At 65.0% G+C, this 22,157-nt stretch carries 21 protein-coding genes; 9 read left to right on the top strand and 12 right to left on the bottom strand.

Annotation, left to right across the window (positions count from 1 at the left end):
* The first annotated feature begins 160 nt into the window (after positions 1 to 160).
* From AB4Z42_RS24950 to AB4Z42_RS24970, 5 genes are all read left to right on the top strand, one after another.
* Positions 161 to 1,375 (top strand): acetyl-CoA acetyltransferase, encoded by a 1,215-nt coding sequence (locus AB4Z42_RS24950; RefSeq protein WP_442011915.1) that lies wholly within the window; start codon positions 161 to 163, stop codon positions 1,373 to 1,375.
* A gap of 7 nt (positions 1,376 to 1,382) precedes the next feature.
* Positions 1,383 to 2,900 (top strand): carotenoid oxygenase family protein, encoded by a 1,518-nt coding sequence (locus AB4Z42_RS24955; protein WP_442012020.1) that lies wholly within the window; start codon positions 1,383 to 1,385, stop codon positions 2,898 to 2,900.
* A gap of 27 nt (positions 2,901 to 2,927) precedes the next feature.
* On the top strand, positions 2,928 to 3,776 hold the full coding sequence (locus AB4Z42_RS24960) for a winged helix-turn-helix transcriptional regulator (protein ID WP_442012021.1): 849 nt from the start codon (positions 2,928 to 2,930) through the stop codon (positions 3,774 to 3,776).
* A 126-nt stretch (positions 3,777 to 3,902) separates the two neighbouring features.
* The gene (locus AB4Z42_RS24965; RefSeq protein WP_442011916.1) at positions 3,903 to 4,352 is read left to right on the top strand and encodes an Hsp20/alpha crystallin family protein; all 450 of its coding nucleotides are present in this window, start codon (positions 3,903 to 3,905) and stop codon (positions 4,350 to 4,352) included.
* Between the two features lie 126 nt (positions 4,353 to 4,478).
* The gene (locus AB4Z42_RS24970) at positions 4,479 to 7,760 is read left to right on the top strand and encodes a LuxR C-terminal-related transcriptional regulator (RefSeq protein ID WP_442011917.1); all 3,282 of its coding nucleotides are present in this window, start codon (positions 4,479 to 4,481) and stop codon (positions 7,758 to 7,760) included.
* On the opposite strand, the gene AB4Z42_RS24975 is transcribed toward AB4Z42_RS24970, so the two are convergent.
* On the bottom strand, positions 7,751 to 8,347 hold the full coding sequence (locus AB4Z42_RS24975; RefSeq protein WP_442011918.1) for a GNAT family N-acetyltransferase: 597 nt from the start codon (positions 8,345 to 8,347) through the stop codon (positions 7,751 to 7,753). The two genes, AB4Z42_RS24970 and AB4Z42_RS24975, sit on opposite strands and share 10 nt — an antisense overlap.
* Positions 8,344 to 8,781, bottom strand: coding sequence for a hypothetical protein (locus tag AB4Z42_RS24980; RefSeq protein WP_442011919.1), 438 nt, complete (start codon positions 8,779 to 8,781; stop codon positions 8,344 to 8,346). The genes AB4Z42_RS24975 and AB4Z42_RS24980 overlap by 4 nt, the downstream gene beginning before the upstream one ends.
* Before the next feature lie 22 nt (positions 8,782 to 8,803).
* On the opposite strand from AB4Z42_RS24980, the gene AB4Z42_RS24985 reads away from it, so the two are divergent.
* Entirely contained in the window at positions 8,804 to 9,250 is a 447-nt protein-coding gene (locus AB4Z42_RS24985) for a cupin domain-containing protein (RefSeq protein ID WP_442011920.1), read from the top strand.
* Here the strand turns inward: AB4Z42_RS24985 and AB4Z42_RS24990 are convergent.
* Positions 9,240 to 9,968: a 3-keto-5-aminohexanoate cleavage protein gene (locus AB4Z42_RS24990; protein ID WP_442011921.1), complete on the bottom strand. Its 729-nt coding sequence runs from the start codon at positions 9,966 to 9,968 to the stop codon at positions 9,240 to 9,242. The genes AB4Z42_RS24985 and AB4Z42_RS24990 overlap by 11 nt on opposite strands.
* 52 nt (positions 9,969 to 10,020) lie before the next feature.
* On the opposite strand from AB4Z42_RS24990, the gene AB4Z42_RS24995 reads away from it, so the two are divergent.
* On the top strand, positions 10,021 to 11,724 hold the full coding sequence (locus AB4Z42_RS24995; RefSeq protein ID WP_442011922.1) for a potassium channel family protein: 1,704 nt from the start codon (positions 10,021 to 10,023) through the stop codon (positions 11,722 to 11,724).
* A 1-nt stretch (position 11,725) separates the two neighbouring features.
* Here the strand turns inward: AB4Z42_RS24995 and AB4Z42_RS25000 are convergent, their stop codons facing one another.
* Positions 11,726 to 12,103 carry an RNA-binding S4 domain-containing protein gene (locus AB4Z42_RS25000; RefSeq protein WP_442011923.1) on the bottom strand — a complete coding sequence of 126 codons (378 nt, stop codon included), beginning with the start codon at positions 12,101 to 12,103 and terminating at the stop codon, positions 11,726 to 11,728.
* A gap of 45 nt (positions 12,104 to 12,148) precedes the next feature.
* Positions 12,149 to 14,002, bottom strand: a complete 1,854-nt coding sequence (locus AB4Z42_RS25005) for a hypothetical protein (RefSeq protein ID WP_442011924.1) — start codon at positions 14,000 to 14,002, stop codon at positions 12,149 to 12,151.
* A 246-nt stretch (positions 14,003 to 14,248) separates the two neighbouring features.
* Here AB4Z42_RS25005 and AB4Z42_RS25010 point away from each other — a divergent pair, with 246 nt between their 5' ends.
* Positions 14,249 to 14,905 carry an SDR family oxidoreductase gene (locus tag AB4Z42_RS25010; RefSeq protein ID WP_442011925.1) on the top strand — a complete coding sequence of 219 codons (657 nt, stop codon included), beginning with the start codon at positions 14,249 to 14,251 and terminating at the stop codon, positions 14,903 to 14,905.
* A gap of 3 nt (positions 14,906 to 14,908) precedes the next feature.
* Here AB4Z42_RS25010 and AB4Z42_RS25015 read toward each other — a convergent pair whose 3' ends face one another.
* Positions 14,909 to 15,688: a VOC family protein gene (locus AB4Z42_RS25015; protein ID WP_442011926.1), complete on the bottom strand. Its 780-nt coding sequence runs from the start codon at positions 15,686 to 15,688 to the stop codon at positions 14,909 to 14,911.
* A 101-nt stretch (positions 15,689 to 15,789) separates the two neighbouring features.
* On the bottom strand, positions 15,790 to 16,692 hold the full coding sequence (locus AB4Z42_RS25020) for an amidohydrolase family protein (protein WP_442011927.1): 903 nt from the start codon (positions 16,690 to 16,692) through the stop codon (positions 15,790 to 15,792).
* Between the two features lie 4 nt (positions 16,693 to 16,696).
* Here AB4Z42_RS25020 and AB4Z42_RS25025 point away from each other — a divergent pair, with 4 nt between their 5' ends.
* Positions 16,697 to 17,020, top strand: a complete 324-nt coding sequence (locus tag AB4Z42_RS25025; protein ID WP_442011928.1) for a DUF1330 domain-containing protein — start codon at positions 16,697 to 16,699, stop codon at positions 17,018 to 17,020.
* Here AB4Z42_RS25025 and AB4Z42_RS25030 read toward each other — a convergent pair.
* The 5 genes from AB4Z42_RS25030 to AB4Z42_RS25050 are packed head-to-tail and all read right to left on the bottom strand — an operon-like array spanning position 17,007 to position 22,140.
* Entirely contained in the window at positions 17,007 to 17,528 is a 522-nt protein-coding gene (locus AB4Z42_RS25030; RefSeq protein ID WP_442011929.1) for a nuclear transport factor 2 family protein, read from the bottom strand. The genes AB4Z42_RS25025 and AB4Z42_RS25030 overlap by 14 nt on opposite strands.
* A 13-nt stretch (positions 17,529 to 17,541) precedes the next feature.
* Complete coding sequence (locus AB4Z42_RS25035; RefSeq protein ID WP_442011930.1) at positions 17,542 to 18,393, bottom strand: SDR family NAD(P)-dependent oxidoreductase; 852 nt, start codon at positions 18,391 to 18,393, stop codon at positions 17,542 to 17,544.
* A 17-nt stretch (positions 18,394 to 18,410) separates the two neighbouring features.
* Positions 18,411 to 18,959 (bottom strand): nuclear transport factor 2 family protein, encoded by a 549-nt coding sequence (locus AB4Z42_RS25040; protein ID WP_442011931.1) that lies wholly within the window; start codon positions 18,957 to 18,959, stop codon positions 18,411 to 18,413.
* A gap of 15 nt (positions 18,960 to 18,974) precedes the next feature.
* Positions 18,975 to 20,399: an aldehyde dehydrogenase family protein gene (locus AB4Z42_RS25045; RefSeq protein ID WP_442011932.1), complete on the bottom strand. Its 1,425-nt coding sequence runs from the start codon at positions 20,397 to 20,399 to the stop codon at positions 18,975 to 18,977.
* 28 nt (positions 20,400 to 20,427) lie between these two features.
* Positions 20,428 to 22,140 carry a thiamine pyrophosphate-binding protein gene (locus AB4Z42_RS25050; RefSeq protein WP_442011933.1) on the bottom strand — a complete coding sequence of 571 codons (1,713 nt, stop codon included), beginning with the start codon at positions 22,138 to 22,140 and terminating at the stop codon, positions 20,428 to 20,430.
* Positions 22,141 to 22,157: the final 17 nt, after the last annotated feature.

A 22,157-nucleotide genomic window follows, 5' to 3' on the forward strand; every position in this document is an offset into this window, starting at 1 on the left:
CCATCTCACACAACGGGCAGCCTCTTTAGAGGCTCGCGTGGCGGTCGACCACTACGCCAGCCGAGGTTCCGCCGGTTCAGACCTCGTGCCGGCGGGGCCGTCCCTTATCGATTTAACCAAGCTCCTTTAGTCACTCTCTTAGTTGTAGTAACGTCGGCGTATGGGCACCGCAGGCATCTGGATTCTCGGCGGGTATCAGAGCGACTTCGCTCGAAACCTCACCCGCGAGGGGCGCGATTTCGCGGGTCTGACCGGCGAGGTCGTGGACGCCACGCTCGCCGCGGCCAAAGTCGACTCATCCGACATCGAGGTCGTGCACCTCGGCAACGCCTTCGGCGAGATGTTCGCCCGTCAGGGGCACCTCGGCGCGATGCCTGCGACCGTGAACGACGGTCTGTGGGACGTACCCGCATCCCGGCACGAGGCCGCCTGCGCGTCGGGCAGCGTCGCCGCGCTTGCGGCCATCGCGGATCTGCGGTCCGGCGCGTACAGAACAGCCCTCGTCATCGGCGTCGAACTCGAGAAGACAGTCCCCGGCGACACCGCCGCGCAACACCTGGGCGCTGCCGCGTGGACAGACCACGAGGGCACCGACGCCAAATTCATGTGGCCGCACATGTTCGATAAGGTCGCCGCCGAGTACGACCGCCGATATGGCATCGACGGGACACATCTGCGCGCGATCGCCGCGCTCAACTTCGCGAATGCGCGCAAGAATCCCAACGCACAGACCCGCGAGTGGACGGTGCCCGACCCGCTCACCGACGACGATGCCGACAACCCGGTTGTCGAGGGACGGATCCGTCGCTTCGACTGCAGCCAGATGACCGACGGCGGCGCCGGCCTCGTTCTCGTCACCGACGAGTGGCTGCGCGATCATCCCGGTGCGCGTCCGATCGGGCGGATCGACGGCTGGGGCCACCGGACAGTCGGACTGGGTCTGCAACAGAAGCTCGACCACTCCGCTGACGATCCGTACGTCATGCCCCACGTGCGCCGGGCAGTGCTCGACGCAGTCGATCGCGCGCACGTCACGCTCGATCACCTCGACGGCTTCGAGGTGCACGACTGCTTCACCCCCAGTGAGTACCTGGCCATCGACCACATCGGGCTCACCGGCCCCGGGGAATCCTGGAAAGCGATCGAGAACAACGAGATCGAGATCGGAGGTCGCCTCCCGATCAATCCCAGCGGCGGGTTGATCGGCGGTGGGCATCCCGTCGGCGCCTCAGGCGTGCGGATGCTTCTCGACGCCGCCAAACAGGTCAGCGGCGGGGCCGGCGACTACCAGGTCGAGGGCGCAAAGACGTTCGGCACGTTGAACTTCGGCGGTAGTACCGCCACCACCGTTAGTTTCGTCGTGAGTGGAGTGTGAAATGAGTGTGAATGTCGAGGTCGTCGGCAAGTACCTGTCGACGCTGCCGGAGGAGGACGACCACCCCTACCGCACAGGGCCGTGGCGTCCCCAGACCACCGAGTGGAACGCCGACGACCTGACCGTCGTCGAGGGGCAGATACCTGAGGATCTCGATGGTGTGTACCTGCGCAACACCGAGAACCCGCTGCATCCCGCGCTGAAGTTCTACCACCCGTTCGACGGCGACGGCATGGTGCACGTCGTCGGATTCCGCGACGGAAAAGCGTTCTACCGCAACCGATTCGTCAAGACCGACGCCTTCGCCGAGGAGAACGATGCGGGCGGACCGCTGTGGCCCGGCCTTGCCGAGCCCATCCAGCTCGCCGAGCGCGACTATGGCTGGGGTGCAAGAACGTTGATGAAAGACGCGTCGAGCACCGACGTCATCGTCCACCGTGGCTTCGCGTTGACGAGCCACTACCAGTGCGGCGACATGTATCGCGTCGACCCCTTCTCCGGCGAGACCGTCGGCAAGGCGGACTGGGGCGGGAAGTTCCCGTCCGACTGGGGCGTGTCGGCGCATCCGAAGGTCGACGACAAAACCGGCGAACTGCTGTTCTTCAGCTACAGCAAGGAAGCGCCGTACATGCGCTACGGAGTCGTCGATTCGGACGACAACCTGGTGCACTTCACCGATGTGCCGCTGCCGGGGCCGCGGCTTCCGCACGATATGGCGTTCACTGAGAACTACGCCATCCTCAACGACTTTCCGCTGTTCTGGGATCCGAAGCTGTTAGAGGCCGGGATTCACCTGCCCGGGTTCCACCGCGACATGCCCTCGCGGTTCGCGGTCATCCCGCGCCGGGGCGGAGCTGATGACATCCGATGGTTCGAGGCCGATCCGACGTTCGTGCTGCACTGGGTCAACGCGTACGAGGACGGCGACGAGATCGTGCTCGACGGGTTCTTCGAGGGCGATCCGAATCCCGTCGACACACTCACCGGTGACAAGTACAAGAAGGCGTTCCGGTACCTCGCCCTTGACGGGTTGCAAACGCGGCTGCACCGGTGGCGGTTCAATCTCGTCACCGGTCAAACCCGCGAGGAGGAGTTGTCGGACTCGTTGACCGAGTTCGGAATGATCAACGGCGGTTACGCCGGCGAAAAATACCGCTACACCTATGCCGCGACGGGCAAGCCCGGCTGGTTCCTGTTCGACGGTCTGGTCAAGCACGACGTGAAGACCGGTAGCGAAGAGCGATTCGCCTTCGGCGACGGTGTTTTCGGCAGTGAGACCGCGATGGCGCCCCGCATCGGCAGCAGCGCTGAGGACGACGGCTATCTGGTGACGCTGACCACCGACATGACCGCCGACGCCTCGTTCTGCCTGGTGTTCGACGCCGCTCGGGTCGCTGATGGCCCGGTGTGCAAACTCGCGCTGCCGGAACGGATTTCCAGCGGTACGCATTCCACCTGGGCTGCGGGTTCGGAGTTGCGACGCTGGCGGGACGCCGACACCGCGGCGGGAGCGATCGGCCTGTAGGTGGCGCAGCCCAACGCCGTCGCGCGCATGCTCGGCTTGCTGGGCGACGAGTGGACGCTGCTCGTCATGCAGCAGGCGTTGCTCGGCGCTACCCGGTATGCGGAATGGAAAGCGCGGCTGCCGATCTCGAACTCGGTGCTGACCCGCCGGTTGCAGACGTTGGCCGACGAAGGCCTTCTCGAGCGTCGCGTCTATCAGGACAAGCCACCGCGGTCCGAGTACCTCATCAGACCGCGCGGGCGCGCGCTGTGGCCCGTGCTGGTGTCGATCTGGGAATGGGAACGTCGCTGGGTGCCAGACCACACCGACCCGCTGCCCGCGATGCGACACCTGGACTGCGGCAAGAACTTCGCTCCCGTGGTGATCTGCGGTTCATGTGAGGAGTCGGCCAATGAAAAGGACGTCGTCGCGCAGTGGGGCCCGAGCGGGTCATGGCCGCGGTCCATCCCGGTCGCGGCGACCCGGCGGCGATCGTCAGACGATCAAGGCGCCGTTCTGTTCCCGCAGACGATGGCGGTGATGGGCAACAGATGGGGCTTCGCGCTCCTGGTCGCCGCATTCGTCGGGCTGAGCCGATTCACCGACTTCCAGACTCAGCTCGGCGCACCGCCGGGTTCCCTCGCCGACCGACTGGGGATCTTCACCGCCAACGGCATCTTCGTCATGTCCGACGGCAGGTACCGGCTGACCGAGATGGGCCTCGCCCTGTTCCCGGTATTGGTAACCGCACTGCAGTGGGCGCAGCAGTGGTACGAGGCGCCCGAGGGCCCTGCGGTCATCCTCACGCACACAGCATGCGGGGGTCGATTCGCCATGGTCCTGACGTGCGATCAGTGCTCAGAACCGCTGCGGGGCGAGCGGGTCAACGCCGTCTGAAAAGGCCCGAAAAAGGCCCGAAAATAATCTGGCACTCTCCGCATGAGAGTGCTAATCTCGTCGCTGCACAGTGATTGGTCGCCCGCCAGGGTGGCGGGCCTTGAGTGACATAGGAGGTGGATTACTGTGCTTCGTTTTGATCCGTTCAGTGACCTTGACACTCTGACCCGGGGCCTGCTGACCAGCCAGACCGGATCGAATCGCACCCCTCGGTTCATGCCGATGGACTTGTGCAAGATCGACGACCACTACTTGCTGACCGCAGACCTTCCCGGTATCGACCCGGGGTCGGTGGATGTCGACGTCGACAGCGGCACCCTCACGATCTCGGCGCGTCGCACCGCCCGTTCGGAGGACGCAGCTCAGTGGCTGGCCAGCGAGAGGTTCTTCGGCACCTACCGCAGGCAGCTATCACTCGGCGAAGGCATTGATGCGACGGCGATTACGGCAACGTATGAGAACGGTGTGCTCACCGTGACGATTCCGGTCGCCGAACGCGCCAAACCGCGCAAGATCGAAGTCGCTCATGGCGGCGGCCAACAGTCGATAGAGCCAACCACCGTCGACTCCGGGTAATCCCTCCAATCGAGACTGTCCCCGGCTTCGCCGGGGACAGTCTCGGCATATCTACGCGCCCCTTCGCTGTAGATCTACGCGTCGACGCTGATGTTTGTCAGCCCGGATAGCCGCAGGCTGGCTAGCATGAGCGAAATTAACGCACCGTTGAACTGGAGCGATCTGGGCGTGAGCGAGTTGGTGCCGACCGGAACGGTGACGCTGCTGCTTGCGGACGTCGAGGGCTCCACGCGGCTGTGGGAGACACAGCCCGACGAGATGACGGCCGCGTTCGCCAACCTCGACCGGGCGTTGGCCGCGCTGGTCGGCACCCACGGCGGGGTGCGCCCCGTCGAACAGGGTGAGGGCGACAGTTTCGTCATCGCCTTCGGACGGGCCAGTGACGCGGTCGCATGCGCGCTTGATCTCCAGCGGGCGCCCCTTGCGCCCATCCGGCTGCGCATCGGATTGCACACCGGCGAAGTCCAATTGCGTGACGAGTCCAACTACATCGGTCCCACCATCAACCGCACGGCGCGTATTCGCGACCTCGCGCACGGCGGGCAGACGGTTCTGTCGGGGACTACCGCGGATTTGGTGCAGGACCGAATTCCAGAAGAAGCCTGGTTGGCTGACCTCGGCACGCATTCGGTCCGGGATTTACCGCGGCCTGAGCGGGTGGTCCAGCTCTGCCATCCCGACATCCGCAACGAGTTCCCCCCTCTGCGTACCGCGAAAGCCGCACGTTCCCATAATCTCCCGGCCCAGCTCACCAGCTTCGTCGGACGTGCCGAGCAGATCGATGAGGTCGGCGCGCTGCTGCGCGGCAACCGGCTCGTCACACTGACCGGCGCGGGCGGCGCAGGCAAGACGCGCCTCGCCATCCAGACCGCGGGAGAACTCGCCGCGGAATTCGAAGACGGTGTGTGGTGGATCGACCTGGCGCCGGTCGCCGACCCCGACGTAGTGCCGGTCACCATCGCCCGCACCCTCGGGCTGCCCGACCAGCAGGGGCGGTCCCCGATGGAGACCGTGCTGCGCTTCATCAGTGACCGGAAAGTGCTTCTGCTGCTTGACAACTGCGAGCACCTACTGGATGTCTGCGGCGAGACGATCACGACGCTCCTCAGTGGCTGCCCGCAGCTGACCATCCTGGCGACAAGCAGAGAGACCGTATCGGTTGCCGGCGAGGTCACCTGGCGCGTGCCGTCGCTGTCGGTGAATGATGACGCCGTATGTCTGTTCGTCGACCGCGCCCGGCAGGCGCGGCCGACCTTCCGCGCCGCGGGTGAGGACGCCGACCTGGTTGCGGACATCTGCCGCCGCCTCGACGGCATGCCGCTGGCGATCGAGCTGGCGGCGGCGCGGGTGCGAGCGCTCTCACTGCGTCAGATCGCCGACAGCCTCAACGACAGGTTCCGGTTACTGACCGGCGGCGCCCGGAACGTGTTGCGGCGCCAACAGACTCTGCGGGCCTCGGTGGACTGGTCTCACGCTCTGCTGACTGACGCCGAGCGCACCCTGTTCCGCAGACTCGGTGTATTCATGGGCGGTTTCGATCTCGAAGCTGCGCAGGCTGTCGCGGCTATCACGGAAGCAGAGCAGTTTCAGGTCCTCGACCAGCTCAGCCTGCTGGTCGACAAGTCGCTGGTCACCGCCGACGACGAATCCGGAGTCATGCGGTTTCGCCTGCTCGAGACGATGCGGCAGTACGCACTCGAGAAGCTCAGTGAGTCAGGCGAAGCCGACGAGGTGCGCAATCGCCATCGCGACCATTACGTGGCGGTCGCCGCCGCGTGCGAGCCCGGCGATGCACTGGTCGAGTGGGCTGAATCAGAGATCGACAATATTCGGGCGGCGCACACGTGGAGTGTCGACAAAGCGGAGTTCGAGACGGCGCTTGGCTTCGTCTCGTCGCTTCAGCAGCTGTGGGTCAATCGCAGCCGCTTTCTTGAAGGCATCGCGTCATTCGACGCCATCTTCACCGATGGGCGGTATCGCGACTCCGACGTCGCCACACGAATCTGGGTCCGCGCGCAGGCGGATAAGGACGTCCTGGCGGCGTGGATCGGTGTGCCGGCCAGCCTCGAGCGCGCCCAGGAGGTTCTGGCGGCAGCGCGCGAACTCGGCGACCAGGATCTCGTGATCTGGACCCTCACCGCGTGCGGGGGCATGAGCTATTACAGTCCCGAATCGGCACGGCGCTACTTCACGGAGGCTGCGGAGCTGGCTCAGGCGGCGAATAACCTGCCCATGCTCTGTCATATTCGCGGCTATCAAGCCTTTTCCGCCAATGTCGCAGGGGAGCCACTGATCTCACGGTTGGCCGCCGAGGAGGGCCGCGACATCGCGGACACGATCCGCGATGACTTCATGTCCCGGTTCTGTCGCATCTGGCAGGGCATGGCGCTCGTGGCCGAGGGCGACATCTCCAAAGGGCGTGATGTTTTCACCTCGCTGCTCGAAGAGACAGAGGCGGCGAACGAACGGATGTTGACTCTGATCGGGAGTGCGGGTCTGTGTACCGCGTATGCCTTCGCGGGGAATGTGTCGGCAGCAGCAGAAGTAGCGCGATCAACTCATCAACTGACAGCCAGCATGGGCGGGTTCCATGAGGACGCCATTTTCGGGATTTCCGCCCTCGCCGCCGTGTTCGCCGATGACTGCGCCGCTGCCAAAGAGGCCGCCGAGGCTTCGATGCGGTGCAGCGTCCCGCTACGAGTCATGTATGTACGGGGGTCGCTGGCGATGCCCGAGGCTTTGATGGGAACCGGCGATGTGGTCGGAGCGCGCCGATGGGTCGACGAGAACCTCACATTCGTGCCGGGATGGTTCCGCTGCCACGCGCTCGTCACGCGTGCGTATATCGCGATCGCACAAGGTGAGCCTGAGCAGGCCGGCGATGACGCACATGAGTCGCTTGCAATCGCTCAGGAAATACACTCATACCTGCAGGTTCCAGATGCGCTCGACTGTCTCGCTCGCCTGTCGGCAGATGCAGGTAACCAGTTGCTCGCCGCTCGCCTGTTCGGCGCGGCGGCAGCAGCACGGGAGCGGATTGGCGTCAACCGCATACCCGCGCTCTCCCGAGGACATGACGAAGCCGTCGATGCGACCCGGGAAGCGTTGGGACAGAGGGAGTTCGACGCGGGTTGGGCCGAAGGCGCCGCGCTCTCGACAGAAGAGGCGGTCGCCTACGCCCAGCGGGGGCGCGGGGAGCGCAAGCGGCCCAGCAGTGGCTGGGATTCGCTCACCCCGACCGAGCGCGACGTCGTCCGGCTTGTCGCAGAGGGAATCGGCAACAAGGACATCGCCGAACGACTGTTCATCTCCCCCCGGACCGTGCAGACCCATCTCACACACGTCTACGCGAAGCTGGGACTGACCTCGCGCATCCATCTCGTCCAGCAGGCCGCTCGTCACGTGTGATGGTTCAACCGATACAACAGGTTGTTGCGCACGGACGGCCACTCGATGTCCAGGATCGAGTAGACGACGGTGTCGCGCCGCGACCCGTCGGCGAGCACCTGGTGGCTGCGCAGTATCCCGTCGAGTTTCGCGCCGAGGCGTTCGATGGCGCCGCGGCTGGTGAAGTTGAAGAAATGCGTCCGGAATTCGACTGCCACACAATTCAACTGATCGAACGCGTGGCCCAGCATCAGCAGCTTCGTCTCGCTGTTGACTCCGCTGCGCCGCGCCGACTCCACGTACCAGGTGTTCCCAATTTCCAGCCGACGGTTAGCAGGGTCGACGTTCATATAGCTCGACGACCCGACGAGCGAGCCGTCCAGACTGCGCACCACGAACGTCAGCCCCGTGTTGGGGGTCTGGACCGACAACCGCGCATCGACCCACTTCTCGACCTCCTCGGCAGCCGGCGCTCCAGTGAACCAGAGGCGCCCCAACTCGCCGTCGGCAGCTGCGGCGCCGATCTCCGGAACATGTTCTCGGCTAAGCGGTTCCAGCGTCACCCACCGGTCACCGGTCATCGAGACCGGCGCGATGAATCCGCTCACGATGTTCGAACCGTGGCCGCCGACCACGCGGCGACCATCGTCCACACCGACAGCAGCACCGCCGCGATCGCCACGACGCCGCCGATATAAAGGCCGTAACCGGCAGACACCGGCGTGTACACGTAGAGCCGGTAGTAGAAGACGGTGAGAACCACCAGCAGCACCGAAATGGTCAGCGCTGCTGACGCCGCCACGCGGGCCGACAGCCCGCGGGCCGCCATCGCTCCCGCGACGATCAAGGCCGCGGCCAACAGAACGATCAGTTGACCCACCCCGAACCCGGACAACCGGTTCCGGAGCTCATCCATGTTTCCGACCACGCCGCCTATCGCACTCGCGCGCGCACCGGAGGCCGTCAGCCAGGGCAGCCACGCATTCACCACGAGGATCGCCGCACACAGTGCGACCAGCCAACCGGGACGCAGGCGCGACATGCGTCGAGACTACGGTATGCCCATGACCGAACTTCCCGACTTGGCGCGCCAACTCGACCTGGCTCCGCACCCCGAGGGCGGATGGTTCAGGGAGACCTGGCGCAGCGAATTGACGGTGCCCCAATCGGCGCTTCCGCCGGACTACACCGGGCCACGCAGTGCGGGAACGGCCATCCTTTTTCTTCTGATGCCGGGCCAGCAATCGGCATGGCACACCGTGCGAAGCGCCGAGGTCTGGCTCTACCATTCCGGAGGCCCATTGCTCCTCGAGGTCGGCCACGAACAGGACACCGCCACAACACATCTGCTCGGAGCCGACATCTCATCCGGCGAGCATCCGCAGTTCGTCGTGCCGCCGGGCCATTGGCAGCGCGCCCGTCCGCGTGACGATCAGCCCTGCCTCGTCAGCTGTGTCGTCGTCCCGGGATTCGACTTCGCCGACTTCGCGCTCGGCGCCTCTAGCGACTGAGCAAGTCCACCGCAGCGGACACGAGGTCGGCGTTCCCCGAAGCCAGCGAACCGTCGGGCAGGCGAACCGTGTCCTCCAGCCCGATTCGGGTCTGCACCCCGCGCTGACCCGCGTGTTCCAATAGCGGCCAACAACTTTCGTCGAGCCCGTGCAATAGCACCGGCGCCGGGGACTCCACCGCCATCACCTGACTGAGCAGGCTGTCGGCGGTGGCGATGTCGCCATCGCCCTGCAGTTCGATCATCACCCGCATGCAGTGTGCGGCGATGTCCGACGCCGCCCACGATGCCGCCGCCTCGGCGTGGAAGATGCCGACCTCGACGCCCAGGCCCTTGCCGAGCAGGAGCCGGGCAAGTTCTTCGGCGCCTGGTTCATGCCAGTTCACCGAGGCGAAATCGGGCAGCTCGCTCCACCCGTCGACGGCGCGCAACCGGGCGTCGGCGTCAGGCAGTGCCCAGTAGCCGGTCGTCACTCCCAGAGGCAGTCCGGGAACCGCGTGTCGGACCGCCGATACCGCCGCATCGACGACTGCCGGCTCCAGCGAGTCGACTCCGTCTGCGGTCTTAGGGTGCATGTGCACCGCCTTGGCGCCCGCGCGGTGTGCGTCCAGCGCCGCCGATGCCAACTGATCCGGGGTGACCGGAAGGTTCGGGTGCTGGTCAGGAGTACGGGCGCCGTTGATACACGCCTTGACATAGATCTTGGGTTCCACCGTCATGAGTACATCTTGACCCGTCGCGGCCGACGTTTCCGCAGTAGCGTGTCCCGTCATGGAAGGGCACATCATCGTCTGTGGTGACGATGCGCTGGGCCTGCGGATCATCGAAGAGCTCAACACCACCGGCGCCGAGGTCGTGGCGCTGCAGTCGCCTGCAGGGCTGGCCGCGGCGGGCATAGCGAACGCGCAAGCTGTGATCTGCGCCGATGACGACGAGGCGCTCAACCTCGAGATGGCCCTGCTGGCGCGGCAGGCCAATCCCGACGTGCGGGTCGTAGCCCGGTTCTCCAACAGCGTTCTGCGCGAGGCGATGACACCGGACAACGGCCCTGGCGCAATCTTCGACGTCGCCGACCTGACGGCCTCGTCGGTAGTCGAGGCGTGCCTGGCCCGCACCACTCATACGATTTCAGTGGCAGACATCGACTTCGTCGTCTCCGGGGCGGATGCCATGCGCGACGCCACCTTGCGAGACATTTATGGCGACTTGGCGCCCGTAGCCGTCATCCATGGTGACAATTCACCGACGCCGGGCCAAGTGGTGGCCTGCCCGGGTCGGGATTTCCACGTCCGCGAGGGTGACTGGATCGCCATGATCGGCACCGCGGACGAACTGAGCGAGCGGGGCATCGCGGTGTCTGCGCCCCTGTCCCACAGCCGAAAACGAAGAACGCCGGTGCGCCGTCTGATCGACGCCCTGCGCATGGTCCGCGATGACATCAACCCGATGTTCTATCGGGCGCTGGCCATCTCGCTAAGCCTCCTGATCGGCTCGACAGTGCTGCTGCGGTTCGCCTATCAACATCCACCCGGCATGACATGGATCGATGCGCTGTATTTCAGCACCGAGACCATCGCCACCGTCGGATACGGGGATTTCAGCTTCATCGAACAGCCGACCTGGCTCCGCGTCTGGGGCATCGTGTTGATGTTCGCCGGCGTGACGACCACCGCGATCCTGGTCGCGTTCATCGCCGACGTGCTGCTCTCGCGCCGCATCGCCCAATCCGCAGGACGGCGCAAAGTGCGCCACCTCCACCGGCATGTGATCGTCGTCGGACTGGGCTCGTTTGGCGTGCGCGTGATCAGCGACTTGACTGAGGCGGGCTACGACGTGGCGGTCATCGAACGCGACGACAACAATCGCTTCTTGGCCACAGCGGCGCGCTTGGACGTGCCCGTGATCTTCGGCGATTCCACGCTGCGTCAGACGTTGGAATCGGCGCGTATCCACGAAGCGCGCGCGGTAGCGGTGTTGACCCCCAGCGACATGATCAACATCGAAACCAGCATCGTGCTCAAGGAGATGCTCGGCCCGCGTGTGCTGCCAGAGGTGAACCGCCCTGACGTTCCGATCGTGTTGCGGGTGTACGACCGGGCGCTGGGCGCTGCTGTCGGTCAACGGTTTGACTTCGAATATGTCCGTTCCACAGTGGATCTCGCGACACCGTGGTTCATCGGCGCGGCATTGGGGCTGGAGGTGACGGGTACGTTCTCCGTCGGTCAGCGGTCGTTCATGGTGGGCGGTGTGTACGTGAACCCGGGCAGCCTGCTGGACGGACTGCGGATGGCGGAGCTGTCGACGCAGACAAGAGCAATCGCCATCACCCGACCCGGCACCGCACCGCGCTTGCATCCCCGCCGCGAGACCAGGTTGCGTGCCGGAGACACGGCTTACCTCGTCGGTCCCTACCGCGAACTCCTCGACACCTTGCGGAAGGGGCGGCAGCGCACCGACCGGGCCACGACGGCCTGAGTCAGAGTCTGCCGGCGCGCAGCTTGTCCAGTCGCCGGCGATCCCGCTTCGTCGGCCTGCCCGCGCCGCGGTCGCGGACGGCGATGGCAACGGTGTCGACGGGTTCGGGTTTGGGCGTTCGGTCCAGGAAACAGGTCGCGGCATCGGCCGCACCGACACGTTTCTGGATGACCCGCACCACCTCGACGACCCGCGTCGTCTGGCCCACCAAGGCGCGCACCTCATCGCCCGGTGCCACCGTGGTCGCCGGCTTGGCGGGCCTGCCGTTCACTCGGACGTGGCCACCGCGGCACGCGTCGGCGGCGTCGGGCCTGGTCTTGACCAGCCGGACCGACCACAGCCACCTGTCCACCCTGGTCGACTCCACGCCATCCATCATGGCCTAGGTAGTCGGGGCTGGGCGCTGCAAAAGCAGGTCGCAAATTCAGGGCATGACCACGATCTCGCCGGCGCCAGCCACGGCGACGAAGTCGACGAGGTCGTTGCCCAGCGAGCCCGCCTGCGCGTACCCACCCCCGGTCGCCGTTGCCTTATTGCCGATGTTCCGCTCGCCGCCGAACCCGGCGTACGCCTGGCTCCCGATACCGTCAGCGGTGGCGACGTTGTTGGCGTTGTCATAGCCGCCCTGGCACCCACAGTCACCACCGCCCGCCACGGCTACACCGCCCGCGGTCGCGTTCGCGACGTTGCCGGTATTACCGCTCCCGTCGATCCCCGTCTTGGCGGAACTCGAGTCGTCGGCGGCAGTGGCGGTATTGCCGGTGTTGTTGTCGCCATACGAACCCGCCTCGGCCATCCCTCCACCGGTCGCGGTGGCGATGTTTCCGGAGTTACCGTTCCCGACGGTCCCCGCGTCAGCCAAGCTTCCGACTCCGGCGGCGGTGGCGATGTTTCCGGTGTTGTCGTCACCAAGTGAACCCGCCACCGCTTGCCCTCCACCTGTCGCAGCCGCCTGGTTGCCGTTGTTTCGCTCTCCGCGGTACCCGGCGTACGCCACGGTCCCGGCGCCGACGGCGCTGGCTGCGTTGTTGTCGTTGCCGTCGCTTTGGCACCCGCAGCCGCCTCCCCCGGCGATGGCAAGACCAAAGTAGTTGGCGTACGCCCAGTTGAAGTCGTTGCCATCACCCGCATTTCCCGCGATCGCATGGCCACCGTTGAACGCGATCGCACGGTTGTAGTTGTTGCCCTCCCCGTCGCCGCCCGCTTCTGCAGTCGCATTTGTCCCCCACGCGAACGCCCGGTTGCCGACTCCGCCGGTTGCCCTCGCAGATGCATTGACCCCGATGGCGATGGCATGGCTGCCCCAACCGCTCGCATACGCCTTCGCGCCTGCACCGATCGACAGAGCGAACGATCCCCACCCAGTGGACGTCAAGGTGAAATCGCCGATCTGGATCATGAAGATGATCGGCGGGTCGGGCTGCACCGCAGTGATGGACACCAGCGAATTGGCTGTCTGCAGTTCATCGGCGGACTGCAAACCGACCTCTTCGGTCTCGGTACGCCGCGTCAACGCGAACATCGCCAACATCGCCGGCGACTCGAGTGGGTCGGCCGGCCCCGGCAGCTCGCCCGGCCCCTCGAAGCGACCGGTCCCTAGAGAGATGAACGAGGTTTCCGACGGATCCTCGACGATCACGGGATCGGTATTGACGCCTCGCGATTCGGTCCGGGTATCCACGATCTGCTGCTGGACGACGATCGGTTCGATCGGTGGTGGCGGCGGCGGTTCCTGCTCGATCACTTCTTCTTCGTCATCGGTGACGAGTGGTCCCGGCGGCTCTGGTACTTCTACGTGGTTGCCCTGCAGTGGCGTGTGGTCTTTGCCGTTCGGGGAGTCGACAACCTCGACCGGAGTCTCGTCGACCGGTTCCGATAGTTCAACAGCCCCACGGTTGTCAGCGTCTTCATGGTCGGCGTCCTTCTCGTTCGCGTCCTTCTCGTCCGCGTCTTTCTCGTCCGGGTCTTTCTCGTCCGGGTCCTTCTCGTCGACGTCCTTCTCGTCCGCCTCGCCGCCTCGTCCGTTGCCCGTCCTGGTCGTCGGCGAGCCGGTGTTGTTCCCAGTGTTCGAGGCGCCGGCACCGGTATTCGGGCTGCCGGAATCTTTGGAGTCGTTGTCTTTGGAGGTGTCCTTGGGGGAGTCGTTGGACGAGTCGGACGACGTCGAGTCCCCGTCCGTCGAAGCCAAAGCCACCGCGGGCAGGCTCACAATCGCCGAGCCGACACCTAACGCCACTGCCAACGCGCCGACCCGACCGACGTGCTTCGCGTAACCCATACGGCCGAGCATATGGTCAAGATCACTATTTTGCTATCTTCCTCATAGCGCGGCGAAAACCCTCTTCTCAAGCGTATTAGCTGTCTCGTTAAAAATTGCTCGTACCCACTTTGCTGCGAGTCTTCGACACCAGAGCTAGACCCGACCATTGCCTTATTGTGACCTTAAATAGGCCTTATTTTTCTTAAGAATTGGTGTACGGTGAGACCCCAGGCGCACGCAATGCAGCGACGGAAGGAACCCGACATGCATCAGGAACCTGCACGAATCATCCTGGTCACCGGTGGCTCGAGGGGTACCGGTGCGGAGGTCGCCCGACAGCTCGCCAGTCCCGACACCCACGTCGTGGTGAATTACCGCGCAAACCGCGGTCCCGCGGAGTCGATCGCCCGGGCAATTCGCTATGTAGGCGGGCACGCCTCCACGCTGTGCGCCGACATCTCCGACGAGATCGAGTCCGCGGCGATGATCGACACCATCGCGGTCCGGTTCGGCCGACTGGACACCTTGATCCTCAACGCTTCGGTCGGCCAAGGCCCGGGGACCAATCTCGGATACGCCAAGCGCCTCAACCGCGATGCCCAGCGACGTCTCGCGCTGCGGGCCGTGCCGCTGATGCCGGTCGGCGGACGCTTCGTCTTCGTCACCAGCCACGCCGCCCACTTCTTCCCTCACCGCGCGGTGCCGAAGGGGCAGACGGTTGTCGCCGCGAGCAAATGGGCGGGCGAGACCGCGCTCTACGCGATGCGGTCGGAGTTCCGCAACGCCGGTGTCCGCCTCACTGTCGTGTCCGGCGACGAAGGCGACCCGACGTTCGCCGGGGCGATCGTCAACGCCGCCAACGCCGCGAACCCGTCGGGCATCGTCTACGTCGGCGGCGCCGACTCCCTGATGATCGCCTAGGACTCAGTTCAGCGACGACAGGTTGAAGCCTGCACCGGTGGGATCGGCGACCGCCGCCAACCGGCCATAGGGCGTGTCCTCCGCGTCGCGGATGACGCTGCCGCCGTTGTCCAAGACCAACTGCACGGTCTTGTCGACATCGTCGGCGCCGAGGAAGAAGAACCAGTTCGAGGGCACGCCCTCGGCAAGATCGTGGGTGCCGTCCATCAGACCCAGCAACGGCTCACCGTCGAACGTCGCTGTGCTGTAGCGGAATTCGTCGGTGTCTGAGACGGTGTCGGTCTTCCAGTCGAACACCTCGCGGTAGAAGTCGAGTGCCTTGCCGTACTCGCGCGTGGACAGCTGGAAGTACGTCGGCGCGCCATTCTCGTTGACGACTTCGAAGCCCCGGTGGCCCGTCGGCTGCCACAGCCCGAAGAATGCGCCGGACGGATCGACCAGCAGGCCCATCCAGCCCTTGTCCTTGATCTCCATGGGCTTCGCCCCTTCGGCACAGGCGAACGCGCCTGTGGCGATGGCCTTCTCCAATGTCGTGTTGATGTCGGCGGTGTGGATGTAGGTGGTCCAGCCGTCGGGAAAACCCCACTGCGGGTCGTTGGCCATCAGTCCGGCAACCGGTCGCCCGTCCTTGAACGCGTTGCGGTAGTCGCCGTATTCGGGTCCGTAGGACTCGAAGGTCCAGCCGAACACCGAACTGTAGAACTCTTGGCTGCGGTCGACATCCGACGACGCGAGGTCGATCCAGATGGGCGCACCCTCAGGGGTGGAATTGCGAGCGGGCACGATGGTCTCCTTCACGTGGTGGGTCAGTCCCGGAGCCGCCCCGGCGGCGACATCCAGTCATCGATGCAGACCATCACCGCGTCAGAAACTCATCGCCCGCGCTACGACGTGATGCCCAGGACGCGCAGCGCGTTCTCTTTGTAGATCAACGGAATCACCGCCGGGTCGACGTCGAGGTCCTCGAAATCCCGGCGCCAGCGGTCCAACTGGATATACGGATAGTCCGTTCCGAACAGCACCTTCGTCCTGAGTTGGCGGCTCGCGGCGCGCACCAGCTGAGGCGGGAAGTATTTCGGCGACCATCCCGACAGGTCGATGTAGACGTTGGCCTTATGCGTGGCGATCGCGATCTGCGAGTCCACCCACGGCACCGCGGGGTGTGCCATCACGATCGTCATATCCGGGAAATCGGCGGCCACATCGTCGAGCAACATCGGATCCGAGTACCGCAGTTTGATGCGGTGTCCACCGGGCAGTCCCGCACCCATTCCCGTCTGCCCCGTGTGGAACAGCGCGGGCACGCGGGCTTCGGTGATCGCCTCGTAGATCGGATAGAACTTGCGGTTGTTCGGCTCGAAGGCCTGCATGCTCGGATGAAACTTGAAGCCCTTCACCCCGTAATCCCGGACGAGTTCGTGGACGCGGTGCACGGCACGTCGCTCATGCCACGGGTCGACGCTGCCGAATGGGATCAGCACGTCGTTGTTGCGCACCGCACCGGCGATGAGGTCTTCGATCGAGTTCGGCACGTGCCGCATGCCGGTGCGCGCATCGACGGTGAAGACGACCGCCGCGGTGTTGTGCCGCCGGTACTCGTCGGCGAGCGCGTCGACGCTCGACAGCGCGCCGGGTCCACGCTTGAAGTACTGCCCCACCGCGTCGACCAGTTCGTCGTCGTACGCCTTCTGGCCGTGGCCGTCGACCTCGACGTGGGTATGGATGTCGATGGCCGCGACCCGGTCGAAATCGATTCCGTACTCGTACTTCTCGCCCTGTACCGTCACGCACGTGACGATATACGCGCTCAACCTGTTCGATATCGCCGATCGCGAGGAGTACCTTGCGTACTCGAAGCGCTCACCGGTTGAAGTCGGCAAGCACGGCGGACGCGTCGTCGCGCTCGGTCAGTTCAACGACGCGATCACCGGCGACATCGAACCGCGCAAGGTGCTGATCCTCGTCGAATGGGACTCACGAGAAGCGTTCGACGGTTATTGCAACGACCCCGAGCTCGCGGATCTGCACACCCACCGCGAGAACGGGTCGTCGTCCTACATCTGGCACCTGTTCGAGCGACTCGACGACCTGCGACCGCTGCTCAAACCTCAGTAACGGCGCGTCGATTCACCAGAGGGCGCTGATAGGAGGGGTCGGCCGTGGTGCGCGCCGGCGCGCCGTTGCCGTGGATGTCCGATACATCGGCAAAGGGCAGCGCCATGGTCGGGACGATGCCCGACCATTCGATGACGTTGGTCCGCACCACGATGCGCCAGTCACCGTCGCGCCGCTGGAACCGGTCGAGGTAACGCCCTCCGGCGAGCCAGTTGGTCTCATCACGGTTTCGCGCGGCAAATAGGTAATAGGTCTCGGTGTGCGCGGTTTCGCCGTCGATATCGCACGTGTGATTGAGCAGGTTGTGGTGGGTGGCGACCTGGCCCTTCTCGTGCATGGCCGACGCCCAGTCGTAGAGAGCGACCGGCCCGCCAACGAAATCACCGGCGGCGATCACCGCATCGGGGTGAAATGCCGACACAAATAGTTCATGGTCGAAGCGGTCCATCCCGCGACAAAAGCGTGTGAGGCAGTCCAGGATGTCCTGCCGGTCGAGCAGTTGATCCATCCGGGCCGCCCGGTCAGCGTCCACGGCTACTCCTTTCGATGGGCTCCCAGATCGGCGCGCCGCGCTCAGCGCGCAGTGACGGTATTCGTCTGCCATCGATGTCGGTGACGTCGTAATCGAGAGCCATCTCGGCAGCGATGAACGTGCCGCCGGAAAGTCTCGTCACGTCGAGATCGTTGGCCATTGCCGCGATCACCCTGCCGGGGAATTCCGGCGAGCATCCGACGGTCGGGTCGGTCACCGTCTTCTTCGTCATCTCGGGATTGCGTCGCAGGTTTCGTTCTGCGCGTTCAGTGAACGTCAGGCCCTGCCACAGGGATACCGAAGCGACGTTGTACGGCTCGAGTTCGACGGCCATATCCCGCGCCATCCGGTCGACCGCCGACTTGCACATTCCGAAGACGACGCCGTAGGTGTAGGTCACCGCGGCGTAACCCGAAACGGCGACGATCAGCCCCGACCGCTGCGGAACCATCAACATCGCGGCATGGCGGGCCGCAACATAGTTCGAACGGACGCCGACATCAACCATGCCCCAATGGTTTAACGGCTTCTCCCAGAAGGGGCCCGGCTCAGTCAGATCCTCTGGGAGGGCGAAGGCGTTGTTGACGAGGATGTCGAGTCGGCCTTGATCACGCTGAATCTGGTCGAAGAGGGCAGCCACCTGCTCGTCATCGGCGTGGTCAACCGGGAGAGCTATGCCAATACCGCTGCGGCGGTTGACTTCGTCGGCGGTTTCGTACACCGTGCCGGGCAGTGAATACGAGCCGGGTGCGACGGTCCGCCCGGTGACATAGACGGTTGCGCCTTCGGTGCCGAGCGCCAGCGCGATGCCCTTACCGATGCCACGACTCGCCCCAGTCACCACCGCGACTTTGCCTGTCAGCGAACCCATTCCGCGCCTCGGCCGAAGAACGTCTCGCTGTGATCTCCCACGCCCCTGCCGATGTAGTGCTCAGCAGTGAACGGCACGCCCATCAGGCCATCGGACCAGTCGACTGACAAGCCGAGATCCTGGTACCAGTCGTAGACCATGGTCCGATGCCCGATCCGCCAATACACTCCGCGTTTGCTCAGTCGATCGAGATATCGGGCGCCGATGACAGTGTCGCGGTCTCCACTGTCCTGAGCCACGCGGTGGTACGCCGTCACATGGGTCTCGGCGCACGCAGTCTCACCGTCGTGCTCGATTACGGACTGCCCCAGGACATGCTGAGTCACGCGGATGGCGGGTGAACCGGGTGTTACCCAAGCGAGGTACTCGTCGAAAGATCCGGCGAAGATTCCCAAGTCGATGGTCGCGTCCGGCCAGAAACACGCACGGATGAGCTCGCTGGCACGGCGGTCCTCCCCCCGAGCGAGCCGCGCGACGCAGTCGCGGATTCGCTCGCGGTCGAGTAACGCCGCCACCTGGTCGGTGCTTGCGGCCATCCCGCTGGTCAAGATCTAGGCAGGCGTGTAGCCGAGTGTGCCCTTGATCTCCAGGTACTCGTCGAAGCCGTACTCGCTCCATTCGCGACCGTTGCCGCTGCGCTTGTAACCGCCGAACGGAGTGTTCAGGTCGAACGCGTGATTGATCGCGACCTGGCCCGCGCGGATCCGGCGGGCCACTCCACGCGCGGCTTCGAGGTCAGCCGCCGAGACATAACCCGCCAGTCCGTAGTCGGTGTCGTTGGCGATCTCGATGGCCTGGTCGAGGTCCTCATAGTCGAGGATGCACAACACCGGTCCGAAGATCTCCTCGCGCGCGATCGTCATGTCGTTGGTCACGTCGGCGAACACCGTCGGCCGGACGTAGTAACCGGTCTCGAGGCCGTCGGGTCGGCCGGGACCGCCCGCCACAACCGTGGCGCCCTCCTCGATGCCCTTCTGGATCAGGCCTTGGATCTTGTCGAATTGCGCCTTCGACGCCACCGGACCGATGGCCGTCTTGTCCCCGAGGTCGCCGACCTTCACCTGCTCGGCTGCGGCCTTTGCGGCGGCTATGGCTTCGTCCTTGCGGGACTTCGGCACCAACATGCGCGACGGGGCATTACAGCTCTGGCCCGAGTTCGGCATCATCGCCGCGACGCCGGCAGCGACGTTCTGCGCGAAGTCGTCGTCGTCGAGCACGATGTTCGGACTCTTACCGCCCAACTCCTGAGTCACCCGCTTCACCGTCGCCGCGGCGTTCCTCGCGACGTCGATGCCCGCGCGCGTCGACCCGGTGAAGGACACCATGTCGACGTCGGGATGGCTCGATAGCGCAGCGCCCACACCGGGGCCCTCGCCGAACACCATGTTGTACACCCCGGCAGGCGTGCCGGCCGCGTCCATGACCTCGGTGAAGATCTGACCGGAGTACGGCGCGACCTCCGACGGCTTCAGGACCATGGTGCAACCAGTGGCCAGCGCCGGGAACACCTTGCACGCGATCTGGTTGATCGGCCAGTTCCACGGCGTGATCAAGCCGCACACACCGATGGGCTCCTTGAAGATCATCGCCGCGCCACGCGGCACTTCGAATTCGAAGTTCTTCAGCGCATCGATGGCACCGCTCAGATGGCCCATCCCGAGATAGACCTGGACGCCGGAGGCGAGCGACGGCGGTGCACCCATTTCCTCCGAGACCGCCTCGGCCAAATCGGCCGACCGCTTCTGGTACTCGGCCAGAATCGCCTGCAACAGATCGAGGCGCTCCTCGCGGCTGCTCACCGACCAGGTGGCGAATGCCTTCCTCGCGGCCTTGACCGCATTGTCGACATCGGCTTCGCCGCCGATGGCGATCTTGCCGGACACCTTCTCGGTGGTCGGATTGTCGACGTCGAGCGTCTTCGGCTCGACCGGGTCGACCCACTTGCCGTCGATGTAGAACTTCACATATTCGCGCATACCTTGCACTCTTCCTTAGTCGAAGCGCCTACTGGGTGCCTTCTGCATACCAGGTGCGGAATCGGTCGTACTTGGGCATCTCTTCAGAGTTGGCCTTCGGGTCGATGCACACGTGCACGACACCGACTTTCCCGCTGGCGTAGGCGCGGGCGATGGCCGGTCCGATCTCATCTTCCTTCTCGACGTATTCGCCGTGGCAGCCGAAGCCCTCGGCGATCTTGTCCATGCGGACGTCCTTGCTCCAGTGCACGCCGGGCTGCGGGGACGGCTGCTCGAACGTGCGCTTGTACACGCCGACCTCCAGGCCCCACTGGTGGTCGACACCGACCACACACACCAGAGGCAGGTTCTGCCGGGCCGCCGTCTCGAGTTCGGCGATGTGGAACAGGAATGCCGAGTCGCTGGTCAACAACATGACCGGACGCTTGCCGCCCTCGGCGACAGAGGCGCCCACGGCGTAAGGAAGACCCGTGCCCAGATGACCGAAGTTCTGGTTCCAGATGACGTCGCGCGGCTTGGACTGCGAGTACGTCCACTGGAAGATCACAGTCGCGCCGCCGTCGCGCACCATGATCCCGTCCTCGAGATCCTTGAAGGCCTTCGTGGCCTCGACGACGTAGCGCGCCGGGTGAATCGGCGAGCGTCCCGACGGCGCACTCTCGGCGAGTTGCGCGAGTTCCTCGGCGTCGGCCTTGACCAGGCGGTCCAGGTTGGGCGACGTGTCACGCGGGGTGTCCCGGAGCGCCTCGACGAGCTGCGGCACGACACCGCGCAGGTCGCCGACCAGTGGCACATCGAACTGACGGTTGACGCCGATGGCGGCCGGGTCCTGCTCGACGTACACCCATTTGCGGTTGGCGTCGTTGCCTGCCCAGTGCTGGGTCCGGCCATAGTGCATGGGCTCGCCGAGTTCGGTTCCCAGCGCGACGCACAGGTCGGATTCCTCGACGGCCTCGTTGGCCGCCGGCGAGAAGAGGTAGGGGAACGTCCGATCTTCCAGTCCCGGGATATACGACGTACCTCCGGAGGTTTGGATGACCGGGCAGGCCATCAGTTCGGCCAGCTCCTTGACCTCCTGCTGGGTGCGGGAGGTGTGCACGCCGTGGCCCACCAGCAGGATCGGACTCTTCGCCTCGCGAATCAACTTCGCGGCCTCGGCGACCTCACGGGCGCCTGCCCCCTGGTTGACGAGGCGATACCGGTTGGGCGGCAACGGTTCTGCCACATCGAGCTCGTCGAGGATGACGTGCGACGGGAACTCGACGTAGGACGGTCCCGGGGTTCCGGACATCGCCCGGCGGATCGCCTCGCGGATGATTTCGTCGGTCTGGTCGGCATACTCGATGGAGCTGCTGTACTTGACCGAAGCCTCGAAAAGTGGTTCCTGGCGTACGAATTGAATGCGCCCGCGACGCACTCGGCGTTCCGTGACGCGGGCACGCTGACCGCCAAGGAAGATGACCGGCGAGTTCTCCACGAGGGCGCACTGGATCGCCCCGGCGATGTTGGCCATGCCCGGCCCGAGCGTGCCGATGCACAGACCCGGCTTGCCGGTCATCCGCGACGCGGCCTCCGCCATGAACCCGGCGCTCAGCTCGTGGTGGGGTGCCACCACCGACCAGCCGCGGGCCTCGGCTTCGGAGAACATGTGCACGAAGTTGGGGTCCGGGATGCCGAACAGCGTATTGATGCCCTCGGCCTCGAACAGGTCCAGAATGCGCTTGTAAACGGGTACACCCATGTGAAACTCCTTGATTC

Source organism: Mycobacterium sp. 2YAF39 (assembly GCF_052114565.1).
Lineage (GTDB): Bacteria > Actinomycetota > Actinomycetes > Mycobacteriales > Mycobacteriaceae > Mycobacterium.